This is a genomic window from Rhodanobacter sp. AS-Z3 (assembly GCF_029224025.1).
Classification (GTDB): Bacteria; Pseudomonadota; Gammaproteobacteria; order Xanthomonadales; family Rhodanobacteraceae; genus Rhodanobacter.
This window is the reverse complement of record NZ_CP119392.1, coordinates 3,900,409-3,925,047: the sequence shown is the minus strand read 5'-3', so window position 1 is coordinate 3,925,047 and position 24,639 is coordinate 3,900,409. Positions and strand designations below refer to the sequence as shown.

Sequence of the window (24,639 nt, the reverse complement as noted above, 5' to 3'; positions counted from 1 at the left end):
GTCGGCGCGGCAAACATGAACGCGACTCTTGTCGCGGATCAGGGGCGGCCCACGCCGCAGCCGTTACCATGACGGTCTTCAACTCCCCTGACGGACCAGCATGAGCGATAACCAGCGCGATCTTGAAGCCGGCATCCAGACTGATCTCAACGGTCAGATCACCTACGGCGGCTACCTGCACCTGGATACCCTGCTGTCGGCGCAGCAGCCGTTGAGCCAGCCACCGCATCACGACGAGATGCTGTTCATCGTGCAGCACCATGTCTCCGAATTGTGGATGAAGTTGCTGATCCACGAGTTGAAGGCGGCGGTGGTGCACTTGCAGGCCGACGACATCGACTCCTGTCTGAAGATTCTGGCGCGGGTGAAGCAGGTGCAGCGCCAGTTGTTCGAGCAGTGGGCGGTGCTGGAAACACTGACGCCGTCGGAATACCTCGAATTTCGCGGCGTGCTGGGGCCGTCGTCGGGCTTCCAGTCGTTGCAATATCGCCAGATCGAATTCCTGCTTGGCAACAAGAATGCCGACATGCTCAAGGTGTTCGCGCACGATCCCTCGGCACAGGCCGAGCTGCGCGCGGTGCTGGAAGCGCCCAGCCTGTACGACGAGTTCCTGCGTTATCTGGTGCGCCGTGGTCATGCCGTGCCGGCCGAACTGATCGAGCGCGACTGGACCCAGGCGTATCACCGCAATGAGGCGTTGTTGCCGGTACTCAAGCGCATCTATGAGCAGCGCGCTGAGTTCTGGCCCGAGTACCACATGTGCGAACAGCTGGTGGATGTAGAGGAAAGTTTCCAGTTATGGCGCTTTCGCCACATGAAGACGGTGGAGCGGATCATCGGTCATCGGCGTGGCACTGGCGGATCTTCGGGGGTGAGCTTCCTGAAAAAGGCACTCGATCTGGAGTTCTTCCCCGAGTTGCTGGATGTGCGCACGGTATTGGGCAGCTGATCGGCTTGCCGATGCTGCGGCGCATTTGACGCGTCAGTGCAGGCCGGTTACATCTTTCGCTTGTTGATCATGAAATTCGATCGGTGCGTGGCGTACCGATCGACATCACCAGGGGAAATGCATGAATACCAGCACGACCGCGGCCACGCCGGGGCCTGATTTTCCACAGACCATGGGGCATCCGCGCCCGCTGTGGATGCTGTTCATGACGGAGTTCTGGGAGCGCTTTGCGTTCTACGGCATCCGCTGGGCACTGGTGTTGTACATCGTGTCCGAGTTTTACGGTGGCAGCCCCACCGGTGAGCAGTCGGCCGGCTTCACTTACGGGGCCTATCTGGCGCTGGTCTACGCGGCGGCGATTTTTGGCGGCTACGTTGCAGACAAGATCATCGGTTACCAGCGATCGATCCTGCTTGGCGCGGTAATCATGTCTGCCGGCCTGTTCATGATTGCCTGGCCGAATCAGCAGATCTTCATGCTGGGTCTGGCCACGGTGATCGCCGGTAACGGACTGTTCAAACCGATCATCTCGACCATGGTGGGAAAGCTTTACGCTGCCGCGGACGAGCGCCGCGATTCGGGCTTCACCATTTTCTACATGGGCATCAACCTGGGTGCGATGGTGGCCCCGCTGCTTACCGGCGTACTGGCCAATCGCGTGTTCGGCACGACTGCGATGCCGGCGTACAAATATGTGTTCATCGCCTCCGGCATCGGCATGTTGCTGAGTTTTGTGTGGTTCTGGTTTGGTCGTCGCCAGCTCGGCGCTATCGGCCTGCCGCCGGCCAGTGCCAGCAACGCGCGCATGGCGATGGTGGTGGTCGGCGCCCTGGCGGCGATCCCCGGCTTTTACTTCCTGCTGTCGCTGGGTGCCGAGGCATTGGCATGGCCACTGGGGTTGCTGTTTGTGGCGCTTTCGGTGCTGCTGCTGGTCGAGGGCATTCGTGATGGCGCGGTGGCGCGTGACCGGGTGATCGCCATGTTGATCATCTTCGTGTTCAACGTGCTGTTCTGGTGCTTCTTCGAACAGGCCGGCAGCTCGTTCACCTTCCTCGCGGACAAGATCGTCGATCGCAACCTGGGTGGCTGGGAATTCCCCACGGCGTGGTTCCAGTCGGTCAACTCGGTGGCGATCATCGTGTTCGCGCCGATCCTGGCCTGGGTCTGGGTGCGGCTGGGACGGGCGAATCCGTCGATCCCGCGCAAGTTCGGTCTGGGCCTGATCTTCAACGGCCTGGCCTTCATGCTGTTGTGGTTTGCGCTGTCACAGTTGGTCAGCGATGCGGGCAAGATTCCGTTCTGGACCCTGGTGATGGTCTATGTGCTGCAGTCGGTGGGCGAGTTGTGTCTGTCGCCGATTGGCCTGTCGATGGTGACCAAGCTGGCGCCGGCGCGACTGGTCGGCTTTGGCATGGGTGGCTGGTTCCTGTCCACCGGCATCGGCAACAATATTTCGGGCATTTTCGCGGGCTTGATCAGCGGCACCGGCGGCATGACTACCGGCTCGGCGCTGCACGGTTACACCATCGGCTTCTGGATTCTGGCCGGCGGTGGCGTGCTGTTGTTCCTGATCGCTCCGTTGATTGCCAAGCTGATGCACGGGGTGAAGTGAAGCGACAAATGAGTGTGGAGGAGTGAGAAACGAGTGAGAGCGGCCTCCTCTCGTTTCTCACTCCTCGCTTCACCACTCATTTCTGCAGTTTGTCCAGAATTCGGTTAAGCCAGACCTGTTCATCGGCATCGAGCTTCGCCAACACCTCGCGCTCGCGTGAACGCGCCATCGGCGCAACTTCATCGTGGATCGCCCAGCCAGCATTGCTCAGGCTGAGTACCGAGCGGCGCTTGTCGTTGTCGTGGGTAGCCCGATCAACGCGACCAGCCTCGACCAGCCGGGCCAGCGCCCGGCTTACCGCCACTTTATCCATCGCGGTGCGTTCGGCCACTTCGCGTGCCGAGAGCCCTTCGAAGCGGGCCAGCACGGCCATCACTCGCCACTCGGTCACGGACAGGTCGTAGCGGCGCTGGTAGTCATCGGCAATCGTCTGGCTGATCGTGTTGGACAGGATCGACAGCCGATAAGGCAGGAAGTGTTCCAGTTGCAGCGGCGCGTGTTCGGCCGAGGTGGGGGCAGACTTGCGGTTGGCGGACATTCCAGCGGTGGTCCTTGCAAAAGGTTACATATGAAACTATAACGTGGGGTTACCAGTGATGGTGGCACGCTTGCGTGTCGTCGTCGTGCACCGACACACAGGAGAGCGCCATGAACGCCCAGCCCAATCTTGGCATGCAGGTCACCACCTTCGAAAACCCGATGGGTATTGATGGTTTCGAGTTCGTCGAATTCGCCGCTCCCGCAGGGCGCGCCAGCGAGCTGCATGAACTGTTCAAGCGGATGGGTTTCAGCGCCGTGCTGAAGCACAAGACGCGCGCGATCACGGTGTATCGCCAGAACGGCGTGAACTTGCTGGTCAACGAAGATCCCGATTCGTTCGCTGCCGATTTCGCTGCCAAGCACGGCCCCAGCGCCTGCGGTTTCGCGATCCGTTTCAGGAAGCCGTCCAGCGATGTGCTGGCTACCGTGCTTGGCAACGGTGGCGAGGCGATCGATCACAAGGAAGCCAGCAAGGCGGTTGCCATTCCGGTGATCAAGGGCATCGGCGATTGCATGCTGTATCTGGTCGACCGCTACGGTAGTGCCGGCACTGTGTATGACGCCGACTACGCGCCGATCGAAGGCGCCGAGCAGAATCCGACCGGTTTCGGCCTCACCTTCATCGATCACCTGACCCATAACCTGTACTTCGGCAATATGGCGAAGTGGTCGGATTACTACGAGAAGCTGTTCAACTTCCGCGAAATCCGTTACTTCGACATCAAGGGCGCCAAGACCGGTCTGGTGTCCAAGGCGATGACCGCGCCGGATGGCGTCGTGCGCATTCCGCTGAACGAGTCGAACGACCCGAAGAGCCAGATCAACGAATACCTCGATGCCTACCAGGGCGAGGGCATTCAGCACATCGCCTGCTTCACCGACGACATCTACGCCACGGTGGAAAAGATGCGCGCAGCCGGCGTGGAATTCCTCGACACGCCGGACTCCTACTTCGACGTGATCGATCTGCGCATTCCGAACCACGGCGAGGATGTAGCGCGGCTGGCGAAAAACAAGATCCTGATCGACGCCGACCTGGAAACGAAGAAGCGGCTGCTGCTGCAGATCTTCACCCAGAACGCCATCGGTCCGATCTTCTTCGAGATCATCCAGCGCAAGGGCAACGAAGGTTTCGGTGAAGGCAATTTCCAGGCGCTGTTCGAGTCGATCGAGCGCGACCAGATGAAGCGCGGTTTCCTCTAAGGAGCGGGTTCATGGTCAGCAAGGGTTATCAGTCGGGTTTCGGCAACGAGTTCGCCAGTGAAGCCATTGCCGGCACCCTGCCCGTGGGGCAGAACTCGCCGCAGCGGGTGGCGCATGGCTTGTACGCGGAGCAGTTGTCCGGCACCGCATTCACCGCGCCGCGTCATCTGAATCGGCGTAGTTGGCTGTACCGGATTCGTCCGGCGGCGGTGCATGAGCCGTTCCAGCCGCTGGCGCATGCCACCTTCCATAACCGTTTCGATGAGGCGGTGGCGACGCCGAATCCGCTGCGTTGGGATCCGCTGCCGATGCCGACGAAGCCGACTGACTTCCTCGACGGTCTGGTGACGATTGCCGGCAATGGCGGTCCGGCTGAGCAGGGCGGTATCGGCATCCATTTGTACACGGCGAACCGCTCGATGCAGGGGCGCTTCTTCAACGACGCCGATGCCGAGTTGCTGATCGTGCCGCAGCAAGGTCGCCTGCGCCTGGCGACCGAGCTGGGCGTGATCGAACTGGAGCCGCAGGAGATCGCGGTGATTCCGCGCGGCATCCGTTTCCGGGTCGACCTGCCTGATGGCGAGGCTGATGCACATGGAGGTGCGAATGCCACGGGCGCAGGAAGCGCAGGAGTGGCCCGCGGTTACGTCTGCGAAAACTTCGGCGCGTTGCTGCGCCTGCCGGAACTCGGTCCGATCGGTTCCAACTGCCTGGCCAATGCGCGCGACTTTCTCACGCCGGTGGCGGCATACGAAGATGTCGAGGGCGATTTCGAACTGGTATCGAAATTCCAGGGTGCGTTGTGGAGCGCCAAGATCGGTCATTCGCCGCTGGACGTTGTCGGCTGGCACGGCACCTGCGTGCCATACAAATACGATCTGCGTCGCTTCAACACGATCGGTTCGATCAGTTATGACCATCCTGATCCGTCGATCTTCACCGTGCTGACATCGGCCAGTGACACGCCCGGTACGGCGAACATGGATTTCGCGATCTTCCCGCCGCGCTGGCTGGTCGCGCAGCACACCTTCCGTCCACCGTGGTTCCATCGCAACGTGGCCAGCGAGTTCATGGGCCTGATCACCGGTGTGTACGATGCCAAGGCCGAAGGTTTCCTGCCCGGCGGCGCCTCGCTGCACAACTGCATGACCGGGCATGGCCCGGATGCGGCGACGTTCGACAAGGCCTCCGCCGCCGATCCGTCCAGGCCGGATGTGGTCGACGGCACCATGGCCTTCATGTTCGAGACGCGCAAGGTCATCCGCCCCACCCGGCAAGCGCTGGACGCACCGCAATTGCAGCACGACTATTATCGTTGCTGGCAGGGCATCGCCAAGCACTTCGCGCCGTAAGCGCGATCGTTCCACGCACCCGAAACAAGGCAGCAGAATGAAACTCGGATCTCTCAAGGAAGGTGGCCGCGACGGCACGCTGATCGTGGTCAGTCGCGACCTCACCCGCGCGGTGAAGGCCACCGGCATCGCTGGCACGCTACAGGCGGCGCTGGACGACTGGTCGAACATCGCGCCGCGCCTGAATGCGTTGTCCGAGGAGCTCAACGACGGCAGCGCACCGGGCGCGTTTGCGCTGGAGGTGACGGCACTGGCTTCTCCGCTGCCGCGTGCCTATGAATTCGTCGATGGTTCCGCCTACCTGCCACACGTCGAACGGGTACGCCGTGCACGTGGCGCCGAGGTGCCGCAGTCGTTCTACACCGATCCGCTGATGTATCAGGCGACCAGTGCCGGCTTCCTCGGCCCGCGCGATCCGGTGGTGGTGCCGAGCGAGGACTTCGGCATCGATCTGGAAGCCGAAGTGGTGGTGGTCACCGACGACGTGCCGATGGCAGTGACGCCGGCGCAAGCGTCGGACCACATCCAGTTGATTGGCCTGATCAATGATGTGAGCCTGCGCGGATTGATCCCGGGTGAGCTGGCCAAGGGTTTTGGTTTCCTGCAATCCAAACCGCGCTCGGCACTGTCGCCCGTGCTGGTGACGCCGGACGAAGTGGGTGATGCGTGGCAGGGCGACAAGCTGCATCTGCCGATGCGCACCTGGTTGAACGAGGCGTGGTTCGGCGAAGCGGAGTGCGGCGTCGACATGCAGTTCAGTTTTGCCGAACTGGTCGCCCACGTGGCGAAGACGCGGCCGCTGACCGCCGGCACCATCGTTGGCTCCGGCACCATTGCCAACGAGGACACCGGCAAGGGCGCTTCCTGCCTGGCCGAACAGCGCACGGTGGAAACCCTGCGTGACGGCAAGCCGAGCACGCCGTTCCTGAAGTTTGGCGACCGCTTGAAAATAGACATCACCGACAAGACAGGTGTGTCGATCTTTGGCTCGATTGAACAGCAAATCGAGCCATACAAGTCCTGATTGCGCCAGCGTGGCGGGCCTGCGGCGTCGCGTCGCGGCCCACCGGGTAGTTGACCCGGATCAAGGCGCGGGGCACACGGCGAGGACAGACTCGCTTCATGGCCATCCCTATCAGCACTCCCGAATTCGACCCGGCACTGATCGCCCGCTACGACGTGGCCGGTCCGCGCTACACCAGTTACCCGACGGCGCCGCAGTTCAAGGCGGACTTCGACGAAACGGTCTTGCGCGGGGTGATTCGCGCCTCCAACGAAGAGCCGATTCCACGCCCGTTATCGGTTTACGTGCACGTGCCGTTCTGCATGAGCCCGTGTTTCTACTGCGGCTGCAACCGGGTCATCACCCGCGACGTAACCCAGGCCGACCGCTACCTGGAACGGCTGTATCGCGAAATCGAGCTGATCGCGCCGCTGTTCGATCGCGACCGCCCCGTGCGTCAGTTGCACTTTGGCGGTGGTACGCCAAACTTTCTCGACGTCGCGCACATGAGCGAACTGCTGGAGTCGCTGGCGCGACACTTCAGCTTCAGTCAGGAGTCGGATCGCGAATACGGCATCGAGATCGACCCGCGTTTTGCCGATGCTGCGTATATCCGCAGCATGGGCAAGCTGGGCTTCAACCGGATCTCCGTCGGCATTCAGGACTTCGATCCGCTGGTGCAGCGAGCAGTCAATCGCATCCAGAGTTTCGAGCAGACCCGCGAAGTGCTCGAGGCCGCTCGTGAGTCATCTTTCAGTTCGGCCAGTGTCGATCTGATCTATGGCCTGCCGTTCCAGAGTGTGGACGGATTCAGTCGCACACTGGACCAGATCGTGGAGCTGAATCCGGACCGTGTGGCGGTCTACGGTTACGCGCACCTGCCCGAGATGTTCAAGGCGCAGCGGCAGATCAATACCGCGGACATGCCCGATCCCGCCACGCGACTGGCCTTGTTCGGTCGCGCGCTGGAGCATCTGTCGGCAGCAGGTTACGTCTATATCGGCATGGATCACTTCGCCAAGACCACCGATGAGCTGGTGCTGGCGCAGCGCGCCGGTACACTGCAGCGCAATTTTCAGGGCTATTCGACCCACGGCGACTGCGACATCGTGGGTCTCGGTGTTAGTGCGATCGGCCGCATTGGTGACAGCTACACGCAGAACTCGCGCGACCTGATCGGCTATTACGGCGCACTGGATGCCGGGCGCCTGCCGCTGATGCGTGGCATGCAACTGGATGAGGATGATGTGATCCGGCGGGAGCTGATCAACGAACTGATGTGCCACGGTGTACTGGAAAAGAAGGCCTTCGGGACGCGTCACCGGTTGCTGTTCGATGAATATTTTGCGCGTGAGCGCGAGCGCCTGCAGCCGCTGATTGCCGATGGCCTGGTGCAGGAAACTGACCGCGAAATCCGGGTGACCTCGCGGGGAAGGTTGCTGTTGCGTATTATTGCCATGTGCTTCGATGCCTATCTGGACGAAGCGGCGCAGGCACCGCGGTTTTCGCGAGTGATCTGATCAGCGACTTGGGAGCGTGGGCGGTAGAAATACAAGCGGCTGCGGCGGCGTGGTTTTGGCCAGTTTTTCCGCTCCTTTTCGTTGAATAGCTACGGCTATTCGCCTCAAATGATCGAAAAACCTGACACAAAAGCCACTTTGCCTCGCTCGCTTGGTTTCTACCGCCCACGCTCCGACCCCAAACCGGCCTCTTCACCATCATGCAATTCAAGCCCACGACAGGTCGCGCAGGTCGCCTGCCCGAGCCGCATAGTCCGATTGCCGACGACGGTGACGAAACACGCTTCTGCGGCACCTGCGCGTTTTCCAGCGCGTGCATTGCCGCCGGCTACGACAAGCCGGAGCTGGCCGAACTGCAGTGTCTGGTCGAGCACGTTGGCCCGTTCCGCGCCGGCGAACATATCTTCCGCACCGGTGACGCGTTCCGCGCGATTTTTGCCGTGCGCTCGGGCACGGTGAAAACCCGCATGGTCGACAAGGAAGGCCGCGAGCAAGTGCTGGGGTTCTACCTGCCGGGCGAGGTGATCGGACTGAATGCGATCTACCCCGAGCACTTCCCTTGCGATGCCGTGGCGCTGGATACCGCCTATTTCTGCCGTTTCTCGTTTCCGGCCATGAGCGCGCTGGCTTCGCGCGTGCCGGCGGTGCAGCAGCACCTGTTCCGCATGCTCAGCAAGGAACTGGGTACCGCCAGCCTGCTGGCCGGTGACCACAGTGCCGACGAACGTGTGGCAGCTTTCCTGCTGGATCTGGGCCATCGCTACGCGGTGCGCGGCTTCTCCGGTACGCAGTTCCATCTGAGCATGTCGCGCGGCGATATCGCGAACTATCTGCGCCTGGCCGCGGAGACCGTCAGCCGCGTACTCAGCCGTTTTCGCGCGCAAAAGCTGATTGCGATTGAAGGGCGGGGGCTGGAATTGCTCAACCCTGCCGCGCTTCGGCAAATCGGTCAGGCCTTGTTGCCCGATTGATCGGTGACCCGACCTGAGCGGCACAACGGCGACCCGCATTCCGGGTCGTTTTTTGTGATGCCGGCCGTTGGCTTCATTGCGGCGCTGATGTTGTTCTCTTGGCGTCGTTGATGCAGGTCATGGGCGATCACGGTGGCGCTGTGGCAGCATGGCAAATCATTCTCATTCATCCACCTACGCCATGTCCGAATCGTCATCTGCCACGAGTACACCTGCGGGCCTCGCCGAAGTCACTCGCTTGCTGGCGTCCGCGCCGCATCGACCGTTGTTCCTCGCGGGCACGATTGCGGTGCTGCTCAGCATGGCGTGGTGGGCTGTTGAGCTGACCTGGATGCGCTTCGGGCTGGCTGGTTGGCCGCAGCCCACGATTCCGCCGGGGTGGGCGCACGCCATGCTGATTCAGTACGGTCTGTTCCCGCTGTTCATGTTCGGCTTCCTGATGACCACGTTTCCCAAGTGGCTGGGGCGGCCCGACCTTCCGCGCACACGGTTTCTGCCGGTAGCTGGCTGCGTGTTCGGCGGCTATGTGCTGGCGAACGTCGGCCTGCTCAACCTGCCGTTGCTGCTCAAGCTGGGTGTCGCGGTGATGCTGGTCGGCTATGTGATCGGCGTTGCAACGCTGGCCGGCGTATTGCGCGCGTCCGTCGCCGAGCGCAAGGGACATGCACGGTCCTGCCTGGCAGCGCTGAGTGTGGGTGCGCTGGGGCTGGCCATCTTTCTTGCCTATCTGTTCGGTGCGCCGGCCGAGTGCGCCTTGCTGGCGATCAAGCTGGGCACGTTCGGTCTGCTGCTGCCGATCTACTTCTCGGTGATGCACCGCATGCTGCCGTTCTTCACCGGCAATCTGGTGAAAGGTTACGAGGTGATTCGGCCGGACTGGAGCATGCCGGTGGTGTGGGTTCTGCTGGTGGCGCATTTGCTGCTGGACTGGCGTGGCCTGCTCGGCTGGCTATGGCTGGTTGATGTGCCCTTGGCGCTGGTGTTCGCGTGGCATTCGCTGACCTGGCGGCCGTGGAAGGCCATGCATCCGGGCATTCTCGCCGTGCTGCACCTGGCGTTTGCCTGGCTACCCGTGGCCTTCGTGTTGTTTGCGATCCAGGACGTGGTTTACGTCACCAGTGGGCATTTCATCCTGGGGCGCGCACCGATGCATGCACTGGGGATTGGTTTCTTCGGTTCGATGCTGGTGGCGATGGTCACCCGGGTGACGCAAGGCCATTCCGGTCGACCGATGCAGATGGGCAAGGTGGCGTGGCTGTGCTTTGGCCTGCTGCAAGTTGTTGCGTTGCTGCGCATCCGCGCCGAACTTGGCGGCGATACCTATTTGTGGCTGGTGATTGCGGCCTATGGCTGGCTGCTGGTTTTCCTGCCGTGGGTGTTGCGATCGGCCTGGATTTACCTCACGCCACGCGCAGATGGCAAACCTGGCTGAACCTCGGGCAGGCGTGGCAGGGTGACGCACCGGGGCTGCAAAAGCCCCCAAATTGATTCATGTCATATGGGCACTGGTGAGATAGCCTAGTCTTGCAATCGCAAGAACTCACGGAGAGCGTCCATGTCATGTTCCAAGTCACTCGTAGTCGCCGCAGCCGCGTTACTTACGCTCGCCGGCTGCTCGGGCAAGTCGTCCTCGGTGTCGCCGGTGGGCCAGGTTGATGCCAATCCCGCCGCCATCGCGGCTACCCACGGTGACTTCGGTCCGCCGATCGGCGAGCCGATCCATGCGGTGCTGACCAGCCCGCCGCATGTACCGCCACCGATCCATCGCAGCTACCCGGCGAAGGTGATCGTCGAGCTGGAAGTGATCGAGAAGGAAATGCCGATCTCCGAAGGCGTCAGCTATACGTTCTGGACCTTCGGCGGCACGGTACCGGGCAGTTTCATCCGCGTGCGCCAGGGCGACACGGTGGAGTTCCACCTGAAGAACGCGCCGGACAGCAAGATGCCGCACAACATTGACCTGCACGGTGTGACCGGGCCGGGCGGCGGTGCCGCGTCCAGCTTCACCGCGCCGGGACACGAATCGCAGTTCACCTTCAAGGCGTTGAATCAGGGCGTGTTCGTCTACCACTGCGCTACCGCGCCGGTGGGCATGCATATCGCCAATGGCATGTACGGCCTGATCCTGGTCGAACCACCGGAGGGTTTGAGCCCAGTCGATCACGAGTACTACGTGATGCAGGGCGACTTCTACACCACCGGAAAATATCGCCAGAAGGGCCTGCAGCCGTTCGACATGGAAAAGGCGATCGACGAGAACCCCACCTATGTGCTGTTCAACGGCAAAGAAGGCTCGCTGACCGGTGACAACGCGCTGACCGCCAAGACCAACGAGACGGTGCGCCTGTTCGTCGGCAACGGTGGCCCGAACCTGGTCTCCAGTTTTCACGTGATCGGCGAGATCTTCGACAAGGTACAGCCGGAAGGTGGCACGGTGGCGCAGCACAACGTGCAGACCACGCTGATTCCGTCCGGCGGCGCGGCCACGGTGGAGTTCCACACCGACGTGCCGGGCAGCTACGTGCTGGTTGACCACTCGATCTTCCGCGCGTTCAACAAGGGTGCGCTGGGTATCCTCAAGGTGGACGGTCCGGAAGACAAGGCAATTTACTCCGGCAAGGAAGTGGACTCGGTTTACCTCGGTGATCGTTCAGAGCCGAACCTGAAAGCGGTAACCACGGCGGCGAACGCACATGCCGCTGGCACGCTGACCAAGGGCGAACAGATCGCCGCTGGCAAGCAGTTGTTCACCGGCACCTGCTCGGTCTGCCATCAGGCGAATGGTGAAGGTCTGGCCAACGTGTTCCCGCCACTGGCGAAGTCGGACTTCCTCGCGGCGGACCCGAAGCGCGCCATGACCATCGTGACGCATGGCCTGACCGGCAAGATCAAGGTCAATGGCAATGAGTACGATTCGGTGATGCCGCCGATGAGTCAGCTCAACGATGACGAAGTAGCGAACATTCTCACCTACGTGCTGAACAGCTGGGACAACCCGGGTGGCCAGATCACCAAGGAAGAAGTGGCCAAGGCTCGTGCCGAAGCGCCGGCGCCGGCCGCAGCGGAGCATTGATATGCGAGCACTACTAGCACTGGCCCTTGGCCTGATGCTGGCACTACCGGCAGTGGCGGCGGATTACGTCGCCCTGCCGGGCGGTACCTTCACCAGTGTGTTGCCGGCCGATGGCAAGACGGCACCGGCGCAAGTCGCGCCGTTTCGCCTGCGCAGCGAACTGGTCACCAACGGTGAATTCCTGGCCTTCGTGAAGAAGCATCCGGAATGGCAACGCGACAAGGTGGCCAGCATTCTGGCTGATGCACGCTACCTCACTCAGTGGGGCAGTCCGGATGCGCTGGGTGACACGGCTTTGCCGCGCCAGCCGGTAACGCGGGTCAGCTGGTTTGCTGCACAGGCGTTTTGCGAAAGCGAACACGCGCGCCTACCCAGCTGGTACGAGTGGGAATACGCGGCGGCGGCTGATGCCACCCGTCGTGATGCGCGCTCTGATCCAGCCTGGCGCGAAAGCATCCTGGGCTGGTATTCGCGCCCTTCCAGTTCGGCCCTGCCCCTTGTCGGCGGGATCGCCAACGCCTACGGCGTGCGCGACATCAATGGACTGGTGTGGGAATGGGTGGATGATTTCAACGCCTTGATGGTGGCCAGCGACAGCCGCGAGCAGGGCGATCCGGATCTGCTGAAATTCTGCGGCGCCGGCGCCATCAGCCTGCAGGAAAAAGAAAACTATGCGGTGCTGATGCGCATTGCGATGCTGTCCGCGCTGAAGGCCGCCAACACCACCAACAATATGGGCTTCCGCTGTGCGAAGCCCGAATGAGGCTTGCGCCATGAAACGTCTATTGCCCCTGCTTGCGATCCTGCTGTTGTTCGGCAGCGCGAAGGCGGCCACGCCGCTGCCCGGTGATTCGGTCTACAACCTGCCAGTGCAGCTGACCGACCAGAATGGCCATCAGCAGAAGCTGGCAGAACGACGCGGCCGCCCGCAGTTGATGACCATGTTCTATACCTCTTGTCAGATGGTCTGCCCGATGATCATCGACAGCATGCGGCTGACCCGCAATGCGCTGGACCCGGCCACTCGCGCGCAGATTGACCTGCTGGCGGTGAGCTTCGACCCGGCACGTGACGATGTGGCCACGCTGCACACGTATGCCGAGAAGCGCAAGCTGGGTTCCAGCCTCTGGACCCTGGCGCGGGCCGAGCCGGCGCAGGTGCGCCAGCTGTCCGGCGTACTGGGCCTGCAATACCGGCAGCTGCCGGACAAGGAGTTCAACCACAGCAGCGAGTTGATCCTGCTGGATGCCGAGGGTCGCATCGCCGCGCGCACCACGCGAATCGGCAAGCTTGACCCCGCGTTTGTCGAGGCGATTCGCAAGCTCGTGGCAGAGCAGCCAAACCACTGAAGCGGCCCGTGCCATCGGCCGGGCTCGGGCGGCGGTTGATCCATGTCAGCGCGACAGCTGGCGCTCACGTGCACACTTGGAAGAGTTCTTCCGGAGAATTTGCATGAGCGCCTGGTATCCGTGGATTGTGCTGCTGCACCTGTCCTGCGCGATCATCTTCGTTGGCGCGGTGACGTTCGAGGTTGTCGTGCTTGAAGCTCTTCACAAGCGCTTCGATATCATCACCATGCAGAGCATCGAGAAGGCCGTGATGGCGCGCGTGCGTCAGTTCATGCCGGTCGTGGTGGTGCTGTTGTTTGTCAGTGGCGGTATGTTGTTCGACATCCGCTGCGATGGACTGGACTGCGTCGGCAGTCGTTTTGGCAACTGGCTGCTGCTGAAGGTGCTGCTGGCCTTTGGCGTGCTTGGCGTGTTCGTCAACGCCATGTGGGCCATGCGCAGTGGCAAGATGGACGTCTGTCGTTTCAAGCACACTCATCGCATTGTGCTGGCGCTGATGGTCGGAATCGTCTTCCTGGCCAAGACCATGTTCTACTTGTAGTCATTCATTCCGCAACGAGGTGTTCCATGTCTGATGTCACGTTCCACGGCCAGCCGATCAGCGTCAATGGCCAGTTTCCCGCAGCAGGTTCGACCGCGCCGGCTTTCACGTTGGTTGCCGGTGATCTGTCCGACGTTGCGTTGTCGAGCTATGCAGGCAAGCGCAAGGTGCTGAATATTTTCCCCAGTGTCGACACCGGCGTCTGCGCCGCCTCGGTACGTCGCTTCAATGAACTGGCTGGCAAACTCGACAACACCGTGGTGCTGTGCATCTCGGCTGACCTGCCGTTCGCGCAGGCGCGCTTCTGCGGCGCCGAAGGGCTGGACAAGGTGACCAACCTGTCGATGATGCGTGGCCGTCAGTTCCTCAACGACTACGGCGTGGCGATCGCCAGCGGCCCGTTGGCCGGTCTCGCTGCACGCGCGGTGGTGGTGCTGGATGAGCGCGACAAGGTCATTCACGCCGAGCTGATCAACGAGATCGGGCACGAGCCGAATTACGATGCCGCGTTGAAAGTGCTGGCCTGAAGGCGATCATCGTAGGAGCGCACCCTGTGCGCGATAGCTCTTCGTCACACAACGGAGAGCATCGCGCTCAGGGTGCGCTCCTGCGGGTATGGCAGCTGTAGGGTGGGGCGTGCCCGCCCTACAGCGAGGGTCGATTCGACCTAGCGTTCAATGCCGACGATGGGTACGCCAAACGGTTGCGCCTGTGGATTCAGGCCAAGTCCGTACTTCAAGCTGCGACCGATGCGTTGCGCATATTCCAGCATTCTTTCCGCGCTGGCTTCGTCCAGTTCCTCGACACAGGTTTCGCCCCACAACTCCAGCCAGTGGTCGAAATGTTCGGCGCGAATCGGGTGTGGTCGATGCGCGCCCATCGGGTTGCCCCGATAGCTGCCAGCGCCCAGGGCCACTGAGGCCCAGAACGAGGTGAGCAGGCGTTTGTGTTCATCCCAGTCGTGTACGGCGTCGTTGAAGATCGGACCAATCTGCGCGTCACGCCGCACTTTCTCGTAGAAATGATCGACCAGTGTGGCGAGGTCGGATTCATCGAGCGGCGACTGCGTGTTGATGCGGGACATGGTGGATCCGTACGTGGAACGACGTGTGATGCGGGAGCCAACAAAAAACGCATCCGGCCATGACAGCCGGATGCGTCGCTGGTTCGTGAAGTTTACTGGCCCAGACTCAAGCTGCCCTTCATCAGCGCCGCGTGTCCGGGGAACGTGCAGAAGAACGCATACTGTTCGCCCGCTTTCAGCTTGGTCACGTTGATGGTGGCGGTATCGGTCTCGCCGCCACCGATCAGCTTGGTGTGCGCAATGATGCGCGTGTCACCCGGCTTCTCGTAGCTGTTGGTTGCACCGGCCTTCATGCCGTCGGAAATCACGCCGGCTTCGTCGCTGCTGTGCGACAGCACCCAGTTGTGGCCCATTGCAGTGACCGGCAGTTTACCGGTGTGCTTCAGGACCACCTTGAACGCCTTGCAGGTCTTCGGTACGGTAATTGTCTTGGTGTTGAACTGCATGGCGTCGCTCGCTTCGACCGTGGTCGAGCATTCCGCCGCCATCAGCGGTGTGGAGAGCAGACCAAGCAGGGCAATGGCAATAAGTTTACGCATCAGATGTTGCTCCTTGGGGAAGGTGGGGCACGGAAGAATTCTGCGGTGGCGGTGCGTGATTGGCACTGATCTGGGTCATGGCTGTCCACGCCATCCGTCATCGACACTGTAACCACACACCGGCAGGCGTCGGAAGGAGGCAAGATGACGCACGTCGTCACTGAAAACTGCATCAACTGCAAACATACCGATTGCGTCGAGGTCTGCCCGGTGGATTGCTTTCATGCCGGCCCCAATTTTCTGGTGATCGATCCGGACGAGTGCATCGACTGCACGCTGTGCGTGGAGGAATGTCCGGTCGGTGCCATCTTCCCCGAGCTGGATGTTCCGGCGGGGCAGGAGATTTTCATGGCGATCAATGCCGAGCTGGCCAGCCAATGGCCAGTAATGACGAGCAAAATCCCGGCGATGGAAGACGCCGCCAAGTGGGATGGGGTGCCGGACAAGCTGCCGTTATTGAAACGCTCGTAGGAGGTCGCTCGCGGGCGATGCTCTTTCTTCCCACCGGGCACTCCTGCCTGGCGCTACTCCTGCGTTCCCTGCCACCGGGGTAACGGCGTAACCTGCACCAAGCTCCGATCCATTTCGTGTCCAGACCTGTTGCTGGGCCACATGTTTTTGTCACCCTGGGGAGATCGACTGATGAACGACGCCGCACAACCCTTGTCCGACGACGACACCGAACTTTCACCATGGTGGTTGCGCACCGTGATGATCGTTCTGGTGGTCGGCTTCGTCGGATTGCTCGGCATCACCATGCTGGCTTATCGCAACGCTCCACCGATTCCAGGTCAGGTGGTGGATGCGCAGGGCAATACCGTATTCAGCGGCGACGACGTCAGCAAGGGGCAGGCGATATTTCTCCGCTACGGTTTGATGGACAACGGGAGCATCTGGGGTCACGGCGCCTACCTTGGGCCGGACTACGCGGCAGCGGCGTTGCATTCCATCGGCCAGGACACCGCCGCGGCGATTGCCAGCGAGCAGTTCGGCAAGCCGATGGCCGAACTGGACGCATCGAAACAGGCGGCCGTGCACGCCGAAACGGCGGTGGCGCTGAAGACCAATCGCTATGACGCTCAGGCCGACGTGCTGCGGCTGACTGCGCCCGAAGCGAGCGCCTACCGACAACAGGTGGGTTACTGGACCAAGTACTTCCAGGATCCGACCAGGAATGGCGGACTCAAACCCGACCTGATCACCGACCCGACCGAATTGCATCAGTTCACCGCCTTCGTCACCTGGGCCGCATGGGCCTCGGTGGCCAACCGGCCTGGTACCAACGCCTCATACACCAACAACTTCCCGTATGACCCCACGGTGGGCAACCTCGCCACATCGGATGCGCTGCTGTGGAGTGCGCTGAGTCTGCTGGTGCTGCTGGCGGGCATCGCCACCGTGCTGCTGGCGTTCGGCAAGTTCGACTACCTGGGCTGGATCAGCCGCGGCCACAACGTGCAGCCGCAACTGGTGCCCGGCAAATCAAGCCCGGGCCAGCGCGCGCTGGTGAAGTTCTTCGTGGTGGTGGCCTTGCTGTTTCTGATGCAGGCGCTGGTCGGTGGTGGCGTCGCCCACTTCCGCGCCGATCCGGGCAGCTTTTATGGCTTCCAGCTGGAAAACATTTTCCCCAGCAACTTGCTGCGTACCTGGCATCTGCAGACGGCGATTTTCTGGATCGCCACCTCCTACGTCGCCGCCGCACTTTTCCTTGGTCGTTCGTTGCGCACCGAAGAGCCGCGCTGGCTGGCTGGCTGGATTCATCTGTTGTTTGCCGCCTTCGTGGTGGTGATCGGCGGCAGCCTGCTTGGCGTGTGGGCCGGCATTGCGCAGAAGCTTGGCACCTGGTGGTTCTGGTTTGGCGATCAGGGTTGGGAGTATCTGGAACTGGGCCGGGTCTGGCAGTACCTGCTGGTGGTCGGCCTGCTGGTCTGGTTTGCGATCCTGTGGGTGCTGGCGCGACCGAGCGCCGTAGCCAACGAGAAGGCGCGTCCGCTGGCGAAAATGTTCCTGTTCGCCGCGGTGGCGATCCCGGTGTTCTACGTGCCCGCGTTGTTCTTTGGCGCCGAAACCAACTTCACCGTGGTCGACACCTGGCGCTTCTGGATCATCCATCTGTGGGTCGAAGGCTTCTTTGAATTCTTCGCTACCACGGTGGTCGCGCTGACCTTTTATCAACTGGGCCTGGCGCACCGCAACGTGGCGCTGCGGGTGATCTACCTGGACGCGATCCTGTACTTCCTTGGCGGCCTGATCGGTACCGGCCATCACTGGTACTTCTCCGGTCAAAGCAACTTGAACATGGCGTTGTCGGCGATCTTCTCGGTGCTCGAAGTGGTGCCGCTGACGCTGCTGACGCTCGACGCCTGGGACTTCGTCAGGGCGACCAAGGGCAAGGTCGACGTCGACGGCAAGTCGATCCGCGTGCCGCACAAGTGGACGTTCTATTTTCTGATGGCTGTGGGCTTCTGGAACTTCGTCGGCGCCGGCATGCTGGGCTTCTTCCTCAACCTGCCGATCGTCAGCTATTACGAGGTAGGTACCCAGATCACGCCGACCCACGGCCATGCTGCGTTGATGGGTGTGTTTGGCATGCTGGCGCTCGCGCTGATGGTATTCACGCTGCGTCAGACCAGCAGCGAGGAGCGTTGGCCCGGCATCGAGAAATACGTCAAGGTCGCGTTCTGGGGTACCAATGCGGGCCTGGCGATGATGCTGGTGATGAGCCTGTTCCCGAGTGGCCTGCTGCAACTATGGGACGTGCTGCAGAACGGTTACTGGCACGCGCGCAGCATCGACTACATGGGCCTGCCGCGCTCGCATGTCATCGAGTGGCTGCGCCTGCCGGGCGACCTGGTGTTCATCATCTTCGGTGCCGCTCCGCTGGTGATCGCTACCTTCAAGAGCTGGCTTGGCGTGCGTGCGGACGCGGCGGCCGAACGTCGCTGAGTAGCGATTGCCCATGAAAAAGCCCGCGTCGACGGAGGTCGACGCGGGCTTCATTTTGTGTGCATCCAGAGCATGGGCATCGCCCTCCAGCGGGCTCCCACGCGCCTATTTGGCGATGACGCGCACCATTTCCAGGCACTTGTTCGAGTAGCCCCACTCGTTGTCGTACCAGCTGACCAACTTGACGAAGGTGTCGTCCAGCGCAATGCCGGCGTCGGCGTCGAAGATCGAGGTACGCGCATCACCGCGGAAGTCGGTGGCGACGACCTTGTCGGTGGTGTAGCCGAGAATGCCCTTCAGCGGGCCTTCGCTCTGTGCCTTCATCTCGGCACAAATTTCCGCGTAGGTAGCCGGCTTTTCGAGCTCGACGGTGAGGTCGACCACGGACACGTCCGAGGTCGGCACGCGGAAGCTCATGCCGGTGAGCTTCTTGTTGAGCTCGGGGATCACCACGCCAACCGCTTTGGCCGCGCCAGTGGACGACGGAATGATGTTTTCCAGAATGGCGCGGCCGCCGCGCCAGTCCTTGTTGCTCGGGCCGTCGACGGTCTTCTGCGTGGCGGTGGCGGCATGCACAGTGGTCATCAGGCCGCGCTTGATGCCCCACTTGTCGTTGAGCACCTTGGCGATCGGTGCCAGGCAGTTGGTGGTGCAGCTGGCGTTGGAGATGATCGCCTCGCCCTTGTAGGTCTTCTCGTTGACGCCGTAGACGAACATCGGCGTGTCGTCTTTCGACGGTGCCGACAGGATCACTTTCTTGGCGCCGGCATCGATGTGCTTCTGCGCGGTTTCCTTGGTCAGGAACAGGCCGGTGGATTCGATCACCACGTCGGCGTTCACTTCATTCCACTTCAGGTTCGCCGGGTCGCGTTCCTGGGTCAGCCGGATGGTCTTGCCGTTGATCACCAGATGGCCGTCCACCACTTTCACGTCACCCTCGAAGCGGCCATGCACCGAGTCATAGCTCAGCATGTACGCGAGGTAGTCCGGCTCCAGCAGGTCGTTGATCGCCACGATCTCGATATCGTTGCCGAAGTTCTGCACGGCAGAGCGCAGCACGTTGCGACCGATGCGGCCGAAGCCGTTGATGCCGACCTTGATGGTCATGAGTGAACGTCCTCCTTAGGGGGTGGCAGGCAAGGCCGCTGAGGCGACCGGAAAGCGGCCATTTTACAGCCATTCCGCTCGGGTTGCCTGGCCGCTGCCGCTGTACGGAAGGGGGGCACGTCCCGGCACGACCGCGAGGGACCGCCGCCGCGGCAAAAAGCCGCGGCGGTCTGTGGCAGACTGCGGACAGCCGTTCAATGGAATCACCTGCCATGCGTTTTGCCCGTCGCGCCGTCGTGTTGCTTGCCTGCCTGGTGATTGTCCCCGCACAGGCGTGGGGGCCGCTCGGTCACAGCGTGGTGGCCGAACTGGCACAGCGCCACCTGAGCCCGACAGCCGAGGCCGAGGTGGAACGCCTGCTGGCGCCCGAGCACACCACCTCGCTGGCCGATATCGCCAGCTGGGCGGACCAGATGCAGGACGACCCGGCGATGACCGCACTGTGGAAGCAGACCCGCGGCCAGCACTACATCAATTTCCTTGGCGGCAGTGCTTGTGATTACGTGCCGCCGCGCGACTGCCGTGACGGGCGCTGCGTGGTGTCGGCACTGCAGTACTACGTCGGCGTGCTAGGCGATCGCAGTCAGAGCGATGCGGTTCGGCGCAATGCGCTGAAGTTCGTGGTGCATTTTGTCGGCGACATCCATCAGCCGCTGCACGCCGGCTATCGCGACGACAAGGGCGGCAACACCTTCCAGGTGCAGTTCGACGGCAAGGGCAGCAATCTGCACAAAGTGTGGGACTCCGGCATGCTCTACAGCCGCGGGATGGATGCGCAGAGCTATGCGCAGATGCTGGACTCCGCCGTGCCGGTGGCGTTGCCGGCGCCGATCGCACCGCTGGACAACCCCTACGCACAATGGGCCGAAGAGTCCTGCCGGATCACCGCCGAGTCGGGTTTCTATCCGGCCACGCACCAGATCGACAAGGCCTACGTCAAAGCGGAGTTGCCCGAAGCCGAATTGCGTCTGCGTCAGGCAGGTCGACGACTGGCGGCGGTGCTGAACCTCACGCTCGGGCAGTGACTCCCCTCATTCGTGTCATCACCCCTATGCATACGAATGCAGGGTGATGGCGCGTCGTCATTCATCTGTTAGCCTCAAACCATGAACGAAACTCCTCTGCGTCGCACCAAGATCGTTGCCACCCTGGGCCCCGCCACCGATGCACCGGGCATGCTGGCCCGGATCATCGCCGAAGGCGTCAACGTGGTTCGTCTGAATCTTTCGCACGGCGAGCCGGACGACCATCGTGCACGCGCCAATGCCGTGCGCGCGGCGGCGATCGATGCTGGCTGCGAGGTCGGCATTCTGGCTGATCTGCAAGGCCCGAAGATCCGCATCGAGACCTTCGCCAACGGACCGGTCGAACTGGTCGACGGTGCGTCATTCGTGCTGGATTGCCAACCCGATGTTCCGCCTGGCGACGTCACTCGGGTCGGAGTGAGCTATTACGGACTGCCTGGCGATGTGCACGCCGGCGACGTGCTGTTGCTGGACGACGGGTTGGTCGCGCTGACGGTGCAGGAAGTCGTGGGCGCCGAGGTGCGCTGCCAGGTGTTGATCGGCGGCAAGTTGTCCAACCGCAAGGGACTCAATCGTCAAGGTGGCGGACTGTCAGTGACGGCACTGTCGGACAAGGACAAGGCGGACATCAAGCTGGCCGCGGAGATTGGTGCGGATTTTCTGGCGATCTCGTTCGTGCGCTCGGCCGACGACATGCACCAGGCGCGACGGTTGTTGCAGGAGGCCGGTGGTCATGCCGCGCTGGTGGCAAAAATCGAGCGCGCTGACGCGATTCCCGTGCTGGGCGAAATCATCGACGCCTCCGACGTGGTGATGGTGGCGCGCGGTGACCTCGGCGTGGAGATCGGCGATGCCGAGTTGCCGGGCTTGCAGAAGAAGATCATTCGCGAATCGGTGCAGCGCAATCGCGCGGTGATCACCGCCACGCAGATGCTGCAGTCGATGGTGCGCTCGCCGATCCCGACCCGCGCCGAAGTGCTCGACGTGGCCAACGCGGTGATCGATGGCACCGATGCGGTGATGCTGTCGGAAGAAACGGCCGCCGGTGCGCATCCGGACAAGGCCGTGGCAGCGATGTGCCGGATCTGTCTGGGTGCGGAGCGCCAGTTCGAGCCGAAAGAAGACCTGACCGCCGGTGGCCACATGCTCGACCGTACCGACCAGGCGATTGCGCTGGCGGCCATGATGCTGGCGGGTCGACTCGAGGTGCGTGCCATCGTGGCCTTGACCGAATCCGGCGCCACCGCACAGTGGCTATCGCGCTATGGCAGCGCGGTGCCGATCTTCGCCTTGTCGCCGATGGCCTCGGCGCGCCGGCGCATGCTGCTATTGCGCGACGTGCAGCCGGTGGCGTTCTCGCACGAAGGCCTCACCTCGGTAGCCACGGCGCGTTCCGCCGTACAGCAACTGTTTGCCCAGGGCTTCCTGCAGGACGGTGATCGCGTGGTGCTGACCCAGGGCGATCATGTCGGCCAGGGAGGCGGCACCAACACCTTGAAGCTGCTGGCGGTCGGCGTCGACGGCATGGTGGAGTCGCTGCGCGACCTCTAGCCGACTGGATGGCGCAACGCGTTCCCGCAACCGGTTTCCCCAAGGATCGAGTGATGAAAACGACGTTGCACAGCGTGCTTTGCGTGGCCATTCGGCTTGGCGCCGTACTTATGGTCGTGGGTAATCTTGAGCAGATACCAGGCCTCGTTTTCTATTCCAGCGAAGAAGGCCACCTGGTTTGGGCCGCGTTGTCGTTGCATGGCGCAGGCTTGCTGCTGGCATTCGCACTGTGGTTCTGGCCAAACCTGCTGGCTTGGTGGGCAGTCAGCCGCAGTCAGGGTGAAGTACTGGAGCTGGCTATCAGTCCGGCTCAGTTGCAGTACGTAGCCCTATCGGTTGCCGGGGTATGGGCATTTATCGGTGGCCTTAGCGGCGTGGTGGGGCACGGTGCGGTGATTGTGCTCATCAAACATCAGGCAAGCGTGGGCGACAGCTCCGCTTTTGTGCCTGCCGCTGAATGGCGTGCGATGGTGTACTACGGAACGATGCTGCTGGCTGGTGCGGCGCTGGCTTTCGGTGCGCGCGGACTGGCGGGGTTGCTGCAAAGCATGCGGGGTTATCCGCACGCCAAAACGGCGGTGGCCGCCAATAACAACGATTTCGCGCAGGATGGCTAAACTACCTGTGCAAGGACTTCACCCCCTCCCCAGGAGTTCGCCATGAAAACTACCCTTCGTCTTCTTCGTCGTGCGCTGCTGCTGCCGATGATCTTGGGTTTGGTCGCCCCGGCTTTGGCGCAGGCGCAGGTCCACAAGATCGATCCGCAGGATCTTTATCGCTACTGGATACTGATCAGCACCAAGGTGCAGATGGATTTGCCCAATACCGGCCTGAATCTCGACAAGCCCACCTGTGCGGCGGTGACGTATACGGTCGGTTCTGATGGCGTGCCGATGAACGTGCAGGTGGCCAAGGTGGTGCCGAAGAGTGACCTGGGCCCGGCGGCGCGCAGTGCCGTCGCCAATTTTCGCTATGGTCCGTCGCTGACCAATCGCATCGGTGAGCCGATGGCCACGTATTACATCGTACCGTTCAACGCGCCCAAGGACCCGGCCCAGCGGCAGCAGCTGATCGATGCCTGCAAGCTCCCCGGCTACGCGCCCTGAGCCAGCGCCGGCCGCCTCGCGGCGGTCCGGCCCGCCGGTCGGTCAATCTGGCCTATAATCGTCGTTTTGAACCATGCCGCTTCGGTTTCGAGGCGGCTTCAACCTTTGCGCGGGCGTGAATTCGGCCGCACCACGGAGTCGTCATGAGTATTGAAGATCTCGAAAGCATCGCCCTGGCGATGGTCGCACCGGGCAAGGGCATCATTGCCATCGACGAGTCGACCAACACCATCGGCAAGCGTTTTGCCGCGGTCGGTATCGAGAGCACTGAGGAAAACCGTCGCGCCTACCGTGAGTTGCTGCTGACCACGCCGGGCCTGAATGAGCATATCTCTGGCGCGATCCTGTACGACGAGACGATCCGCCAGTCGACCAAGGAAGGCGTGCCGTTCACCCAGTTGATGAAGAAGCTCGGCATCATTCCCGGCATCAAGGTCGACAAGGGCCCGCAGCCGCTGGCCGGTTTCCCCGGTGATGTGGTCACCGAAGGCCTGGACGGCTTGCGTGAGCGTCTGCAGGAATACGCCAAACTCGGCGCGCAGTTTGCCAAGTGGCGCGCGGTGATCAACATTACCGAAGAGAACCCCAGCTCCAGCGCGATCGAGGCGAATTGCCACGTGCTGGCGCGTTACGCGGCGCTGTGCCAGGAAGCGGGTCTGGTGCCGATGGTCGAGCCCGAAGTGATCATGGACGGCGACCACAGCATCGAAGTCAGCTACGAAGTGCACGAAGCCGTGCTGCGCAGCTTGTTCAACGCGCTGTACGAGCAGAACGTGATGCTGGAAGGCACCATCCTGAAGATCAGCATGGTCATCCCGGGCAAGGATTCCGATGAGCAGGTGGATGCCGAGGAAGTGGCCGAGGCCACGGTGCGCGTGCTGAAGTCCACCGTACCAGCGTCGCTGCCGGGCATCGTGTTCCTTTCCGGCGGTCAGACCGACGAGCAGTCCACCGCTCACTTGAACGCGATGAACCAGATCGGCCCGCACCCGTGGCCGCTGTCGTTCTCCTACGGTCGCGCCATGCAGCAGGCTGCGTTGAAGCTGTGGTCCAAGGACATGAAGGCGAACTACGCCGAGGCCCAGAAGACCGTGCATGCGCGTGCCCGCGACAACGGCCTCGCGGCACTGGGGCAGTGGAAGGGCTGATCGGCCGGTAACGCGGCGAT

General features: G+C 62.1%; 24 protein-coding genes. 20 read left to right on the top strand and 4 right to left on the bottom strand.

Going from position 1 to position 24,639, the window contains the following annotated elements:
- Nucleotides 1-100 precede the first annotated feature (100 nt).
- Together PY254_RS17485 and PY254_RS17480 are read left to right on the top strand one after the other, a co-directional pair.
- Entirely contained in the window at nt 101-949 is an 849-nt protein-coding gene (locus PY254_RS17485) for a tryptophan 2,3-dioxygenase (RefSeq protein WP_281013332.1), read from the top strand.
- A gap of 121 nt (nt 950-1,070) precedes the next feature.
- Entirely contained in the window at nt 1,071-2,561 is a 1,491-nt protein-coding gene (locus PY254_RS17480; protein ID WP_281013331.1) for a peptide MFS transporter, read from the top strand.
- A 76-nt stretch (nt 2,562-2,637) separates the two neighbouring features.
- Here PY254_RS17480 and PY254_RS17475 read toward each other — a convergent pair whose 3' ends face one another.
- Complete coding sequence (locus tag PY254_RS17475; protein WP_281013330.1) at nt 2,638-3,099, bottom strand: MarR family winged helix-turn-helix transcriptional regulator; 462 nt, start codon at nt 3,097-3,099, stop codon at nt 2,638-2,640.
- 110 nt (nt 3,100-3,209) lie between these two features.
- Between PY254_RS17475 and hppD the strand changes: the two genes are divergently transcribed.
- The 11 genes from hppD to tpx all read left to right on the top strand — a co-directional run bounded on the left by hppD (nt 3,210) and on the right by tpx (nt 14,640).
- Entirely contained in the window at nt 3,210-4,304 is a 1,095-nt protein-coding gene (gene hppD, locus PY254_RS17470; RefSeq protein ID WP_281013329.1) for a 4-hydroxyphenylpyruvate dioxygenase, read from the top strand.
- Nucleotides 4,305-4,315: 11 nt separating this feature from the next.
- Nucleotides 4,316-5,656 carry a homogentisate 1,2-dioxygenase gene (gene hmgA, locus PY254_RS17465; protein ID WP_281013328.1) on the top strand — a complete coding sequence of 447 codons (1,341 nt, stop codon included), beginning with the start codon at nt 4,316-4,318 and terminating at the stop codon, nt 5,654-5,656.
- A gap of 37 nt (nt 5,657-5,693) precedes the next feature.
- Nucleotides 5,694-6,680 (top strand): fumarylacetoacetate hydrolase family protein, encoded by a 987-nt coding sequence (locus PY254_RS17460; protein ID WP_281013327.1) that lies wholly within the window; start codon nt 5,694-5,696, stop codon nt 6,678-6,680.
- Between the two features lie 98 nt (nt 6,681-6,778).
- Nucleotides 6,779-8,179 carry an oxygen-independent coproporphyrinogen III oxidase gene (gene hemN, locus PY254_RS17455; RefSeq protein ID WP_281013326.1) on the top strand — a complete coding sequence of 467 codons (1,401 nt, stop codon included), beginning with the start codon at nt 6,779-6,781 and terminating at the stop codon, nt 8,177-8,179.
- 200 nt (nt 8,180-8,379) lie between these two features.
- Nucleotides 8,380-9,150, top strand: a complete 771-nt coding sequence (locus PY254_RS17450; RefSeq protein WP_281013325.1) for a helix-turn-helix domain-containing protein — start codon at nt 8,380-8,382, stop codon at nt 9,148-9,150.
- Between the two features lie 181 nt (nt 9,151-9,331).
- Complete coding sequence (locus PY254_RS17445) at nt 9,332-10,582, top strand: NnrS family protein (RefSeq protein WP_345781841.1); 1,251 nt, start codon at nt 9,332-9,334, stop codon at nt 10,580-10,582.
- A gap of 123 nt (nt 10,583-10,705) precedes the next feature.
- Nucleotides 10,706-12,223 (top strand): copper-containing nitrite reductase, encoded by a 1,518-nt coding sequence (gene nirK, locus PY254_RS17440; RefSeq protein WP_281013323.1) that lies wholly within the window; start codon nt 10,706-10,708, stop codon nt 12,221-12,223.
- Between the two features lies 1 nt (nt 12,224).
- Nucleotides 12,225-12,986 carry a formylglycine-generating enzyme family protein gene (locus tag PY254_RS17435; protein WP_281013322.1) on the top strand — a complete coding sequence of 254 codons (762 nt, stop codon included), beginning with the start codon at nt 12,225-12,227 and terminating at the stop codon, nt 12,984-12,986.
- Between the two features lie 10 nt (nt 12,987-12,996).
- Entirely contained in the window at nt 12,997-13,572 is a 576-nt protein-coding gene (locus PY254_RS17430) for an SCO family protein (protein WP_281013321.1), read from the top strand.
- A 103-nt stretch (nt 13,573-13,675) separates the two neighbouring features.
- Nucleotides 13,676-14,113, top strand: a complete 438-nt coding sequence (locus tag PY254_RS17425) for a CopD family copper resistance protein (RefSeq protein WP_281013320.1) — start codon at nt 13,676-13,678, stop codon at nt 14,111-14,113.
- A 26-nt stretch (nt 14,114-14,139) separates the two neighbouring features.
- Nucleotides 14,140-14,640: a thiol peroxidase gene (tpx, locus tag PY254_RS17420; RefSeq protein WP_281013319.1), complete on the top strand. Its 501-nt coding sequence runs from the start codon at nt 14,140-14,142 to the stop codon at nt 14,638-14,640.
- A gap of 140 nt (nt 14,641-14,780) precedes the next feature.
- Here the strand turns inward: tpx and PY254_RS17415 are convergent, their stop codons facing one another.
- Together PY254_RS17415 and azu are read right to left on the bottom strand one after the other, a co-directional pair.
- On the bottom strand, nt 14,781-15,188 hold the full coding sequence (locus tag PY254_RS17415; protein ID WP_281015265.1) for a group III truncated hemoglobin: 408 nt from the start codon (nt 15,186-15,188) through the stop codon (nt 14,781-14,783).
- Nucleotides 15,189-15,289: 101 nt separating this feature from the next.
- Entirely contained in the window at nt 15,290-15,736 is a 447-nt protein-coding gene (gene azu, locus PY254_RS17410) for an azurin (RefSeq protein WP_281013318.1), read from the bottom strand.
- A gap of 144 nt (nt 15,737-15,880) precedes the next feature.
- Between azu and fdxA the strand changes: the two genes are divergently transcribed.
- Together fdxA and PY254_RS17400 are read left to right on the top strand one after the other, a co-directional pair.
- Entirely contained in the window at nt 15,881-16,207 is a 327-nt protein-coding gene (gene fdxA, locus PY254_RS17405; RefSeq protein WP_281013317.1) for a ferredoxin FdxA, read from the top strand.
- A gap of 171 nt (nt 16,208-16,378) precedes the next feature.
- The gene (locus tag PY254_RS17400) at nt 16,379-18,682 is read left to right on the top strand and encodes a nitric-oxide reductase large subunit (RefSeq protein WP_281013316.1); all 2,304 of its coding nucleotides are present in this window, start codon (nt 16,379-16,381) and stop codon (nt 18,680-18,682) included.
- Between the two features lie 105 nt (nt 18,683-18,787).
- On the opposite strand, the gene gap is transcribed toward PY254_RS17400, so the two are convergent.
- Nucleotides 18,788-19,789 carry a type I glyceraldehyde-3-phosphate dehydrogenase gene (gap, locus tag PY254_RS17395; RefSeq protein WP_281013315.1) on the bottom strand — a complete coding sequence of 334 codons (1,002 nt, stop codon included), beginning with the start codon at nt 19,787-19,789 and terminating at the stop codon, nt 18,788-18,790.
- Between the two features lie 212 nt (nt 19,790-20,001).
- On the opposite strand from gap, the gene PY254_RS17390 reads away from it, so the two are divergent.
- From PY254_RS17390 to PY254_RS17370, 5 genes are all read left to right on the top strand, one after another.
- Complete coding sequence (locus PY254_RS17390) at nt 20,002-20,814, top strand: S1/P1 nuclease (RefSeq protein WP_281013314.1); 813 nt, start codon at nt 20,002-20,004, stop codon at nt 20,812-20,814.
- Between the two features lie 81 nt (nt 20,815-20,895).
- A complete protein-coding gene (pyk, locus tag PY254_RS17385; protein ID WP_281013313.1) occupies nt 20,896-22,365 on the top strand; it encodes a pyruvate kinase in 1,470 nt (489 codons plus the stop codon).
- Nucleotides 22,366-22,418: 53 nt separating this feature from the next.
- Complete coding sequence (locus tag PY254_RS17380) at nt 22,419-22,982, top strand: hypothetical protein (RefSeq protein ID WP_281013312.1); 564 nt, start codon at nt 22,419-22,421, stop codon at nt 22,980-22,982.
- Between the two features lie 42 nt (nt 22,983-23,024).
- Nucleotides 23,025-23,471: an energy transducer TonB gene (locus PY254_RS17375; protein WP_281013311.1), complete on the top strand. Its 447-nt coding sequence runs from the start codon at nt 23,025-23,027 to the stop codon at nt 23,469-23,471.
- 143 nt (nt 23,472-23,614) lie between these two features.
- Nucleotides 23,615-24,619 (top strand): class I fructose-bisphosphate aldolase, encoded by a 1,005-nt coding sequence (locus tag PY254_RS17370; protein ID WP_281013310.1) that lies wholly within the window; start codon nt 23,615-23,617, stop codon nt 24,617-24,619.
- Nucleotides 24,620-24,639 lie beyond the last annotated feature (20 nt).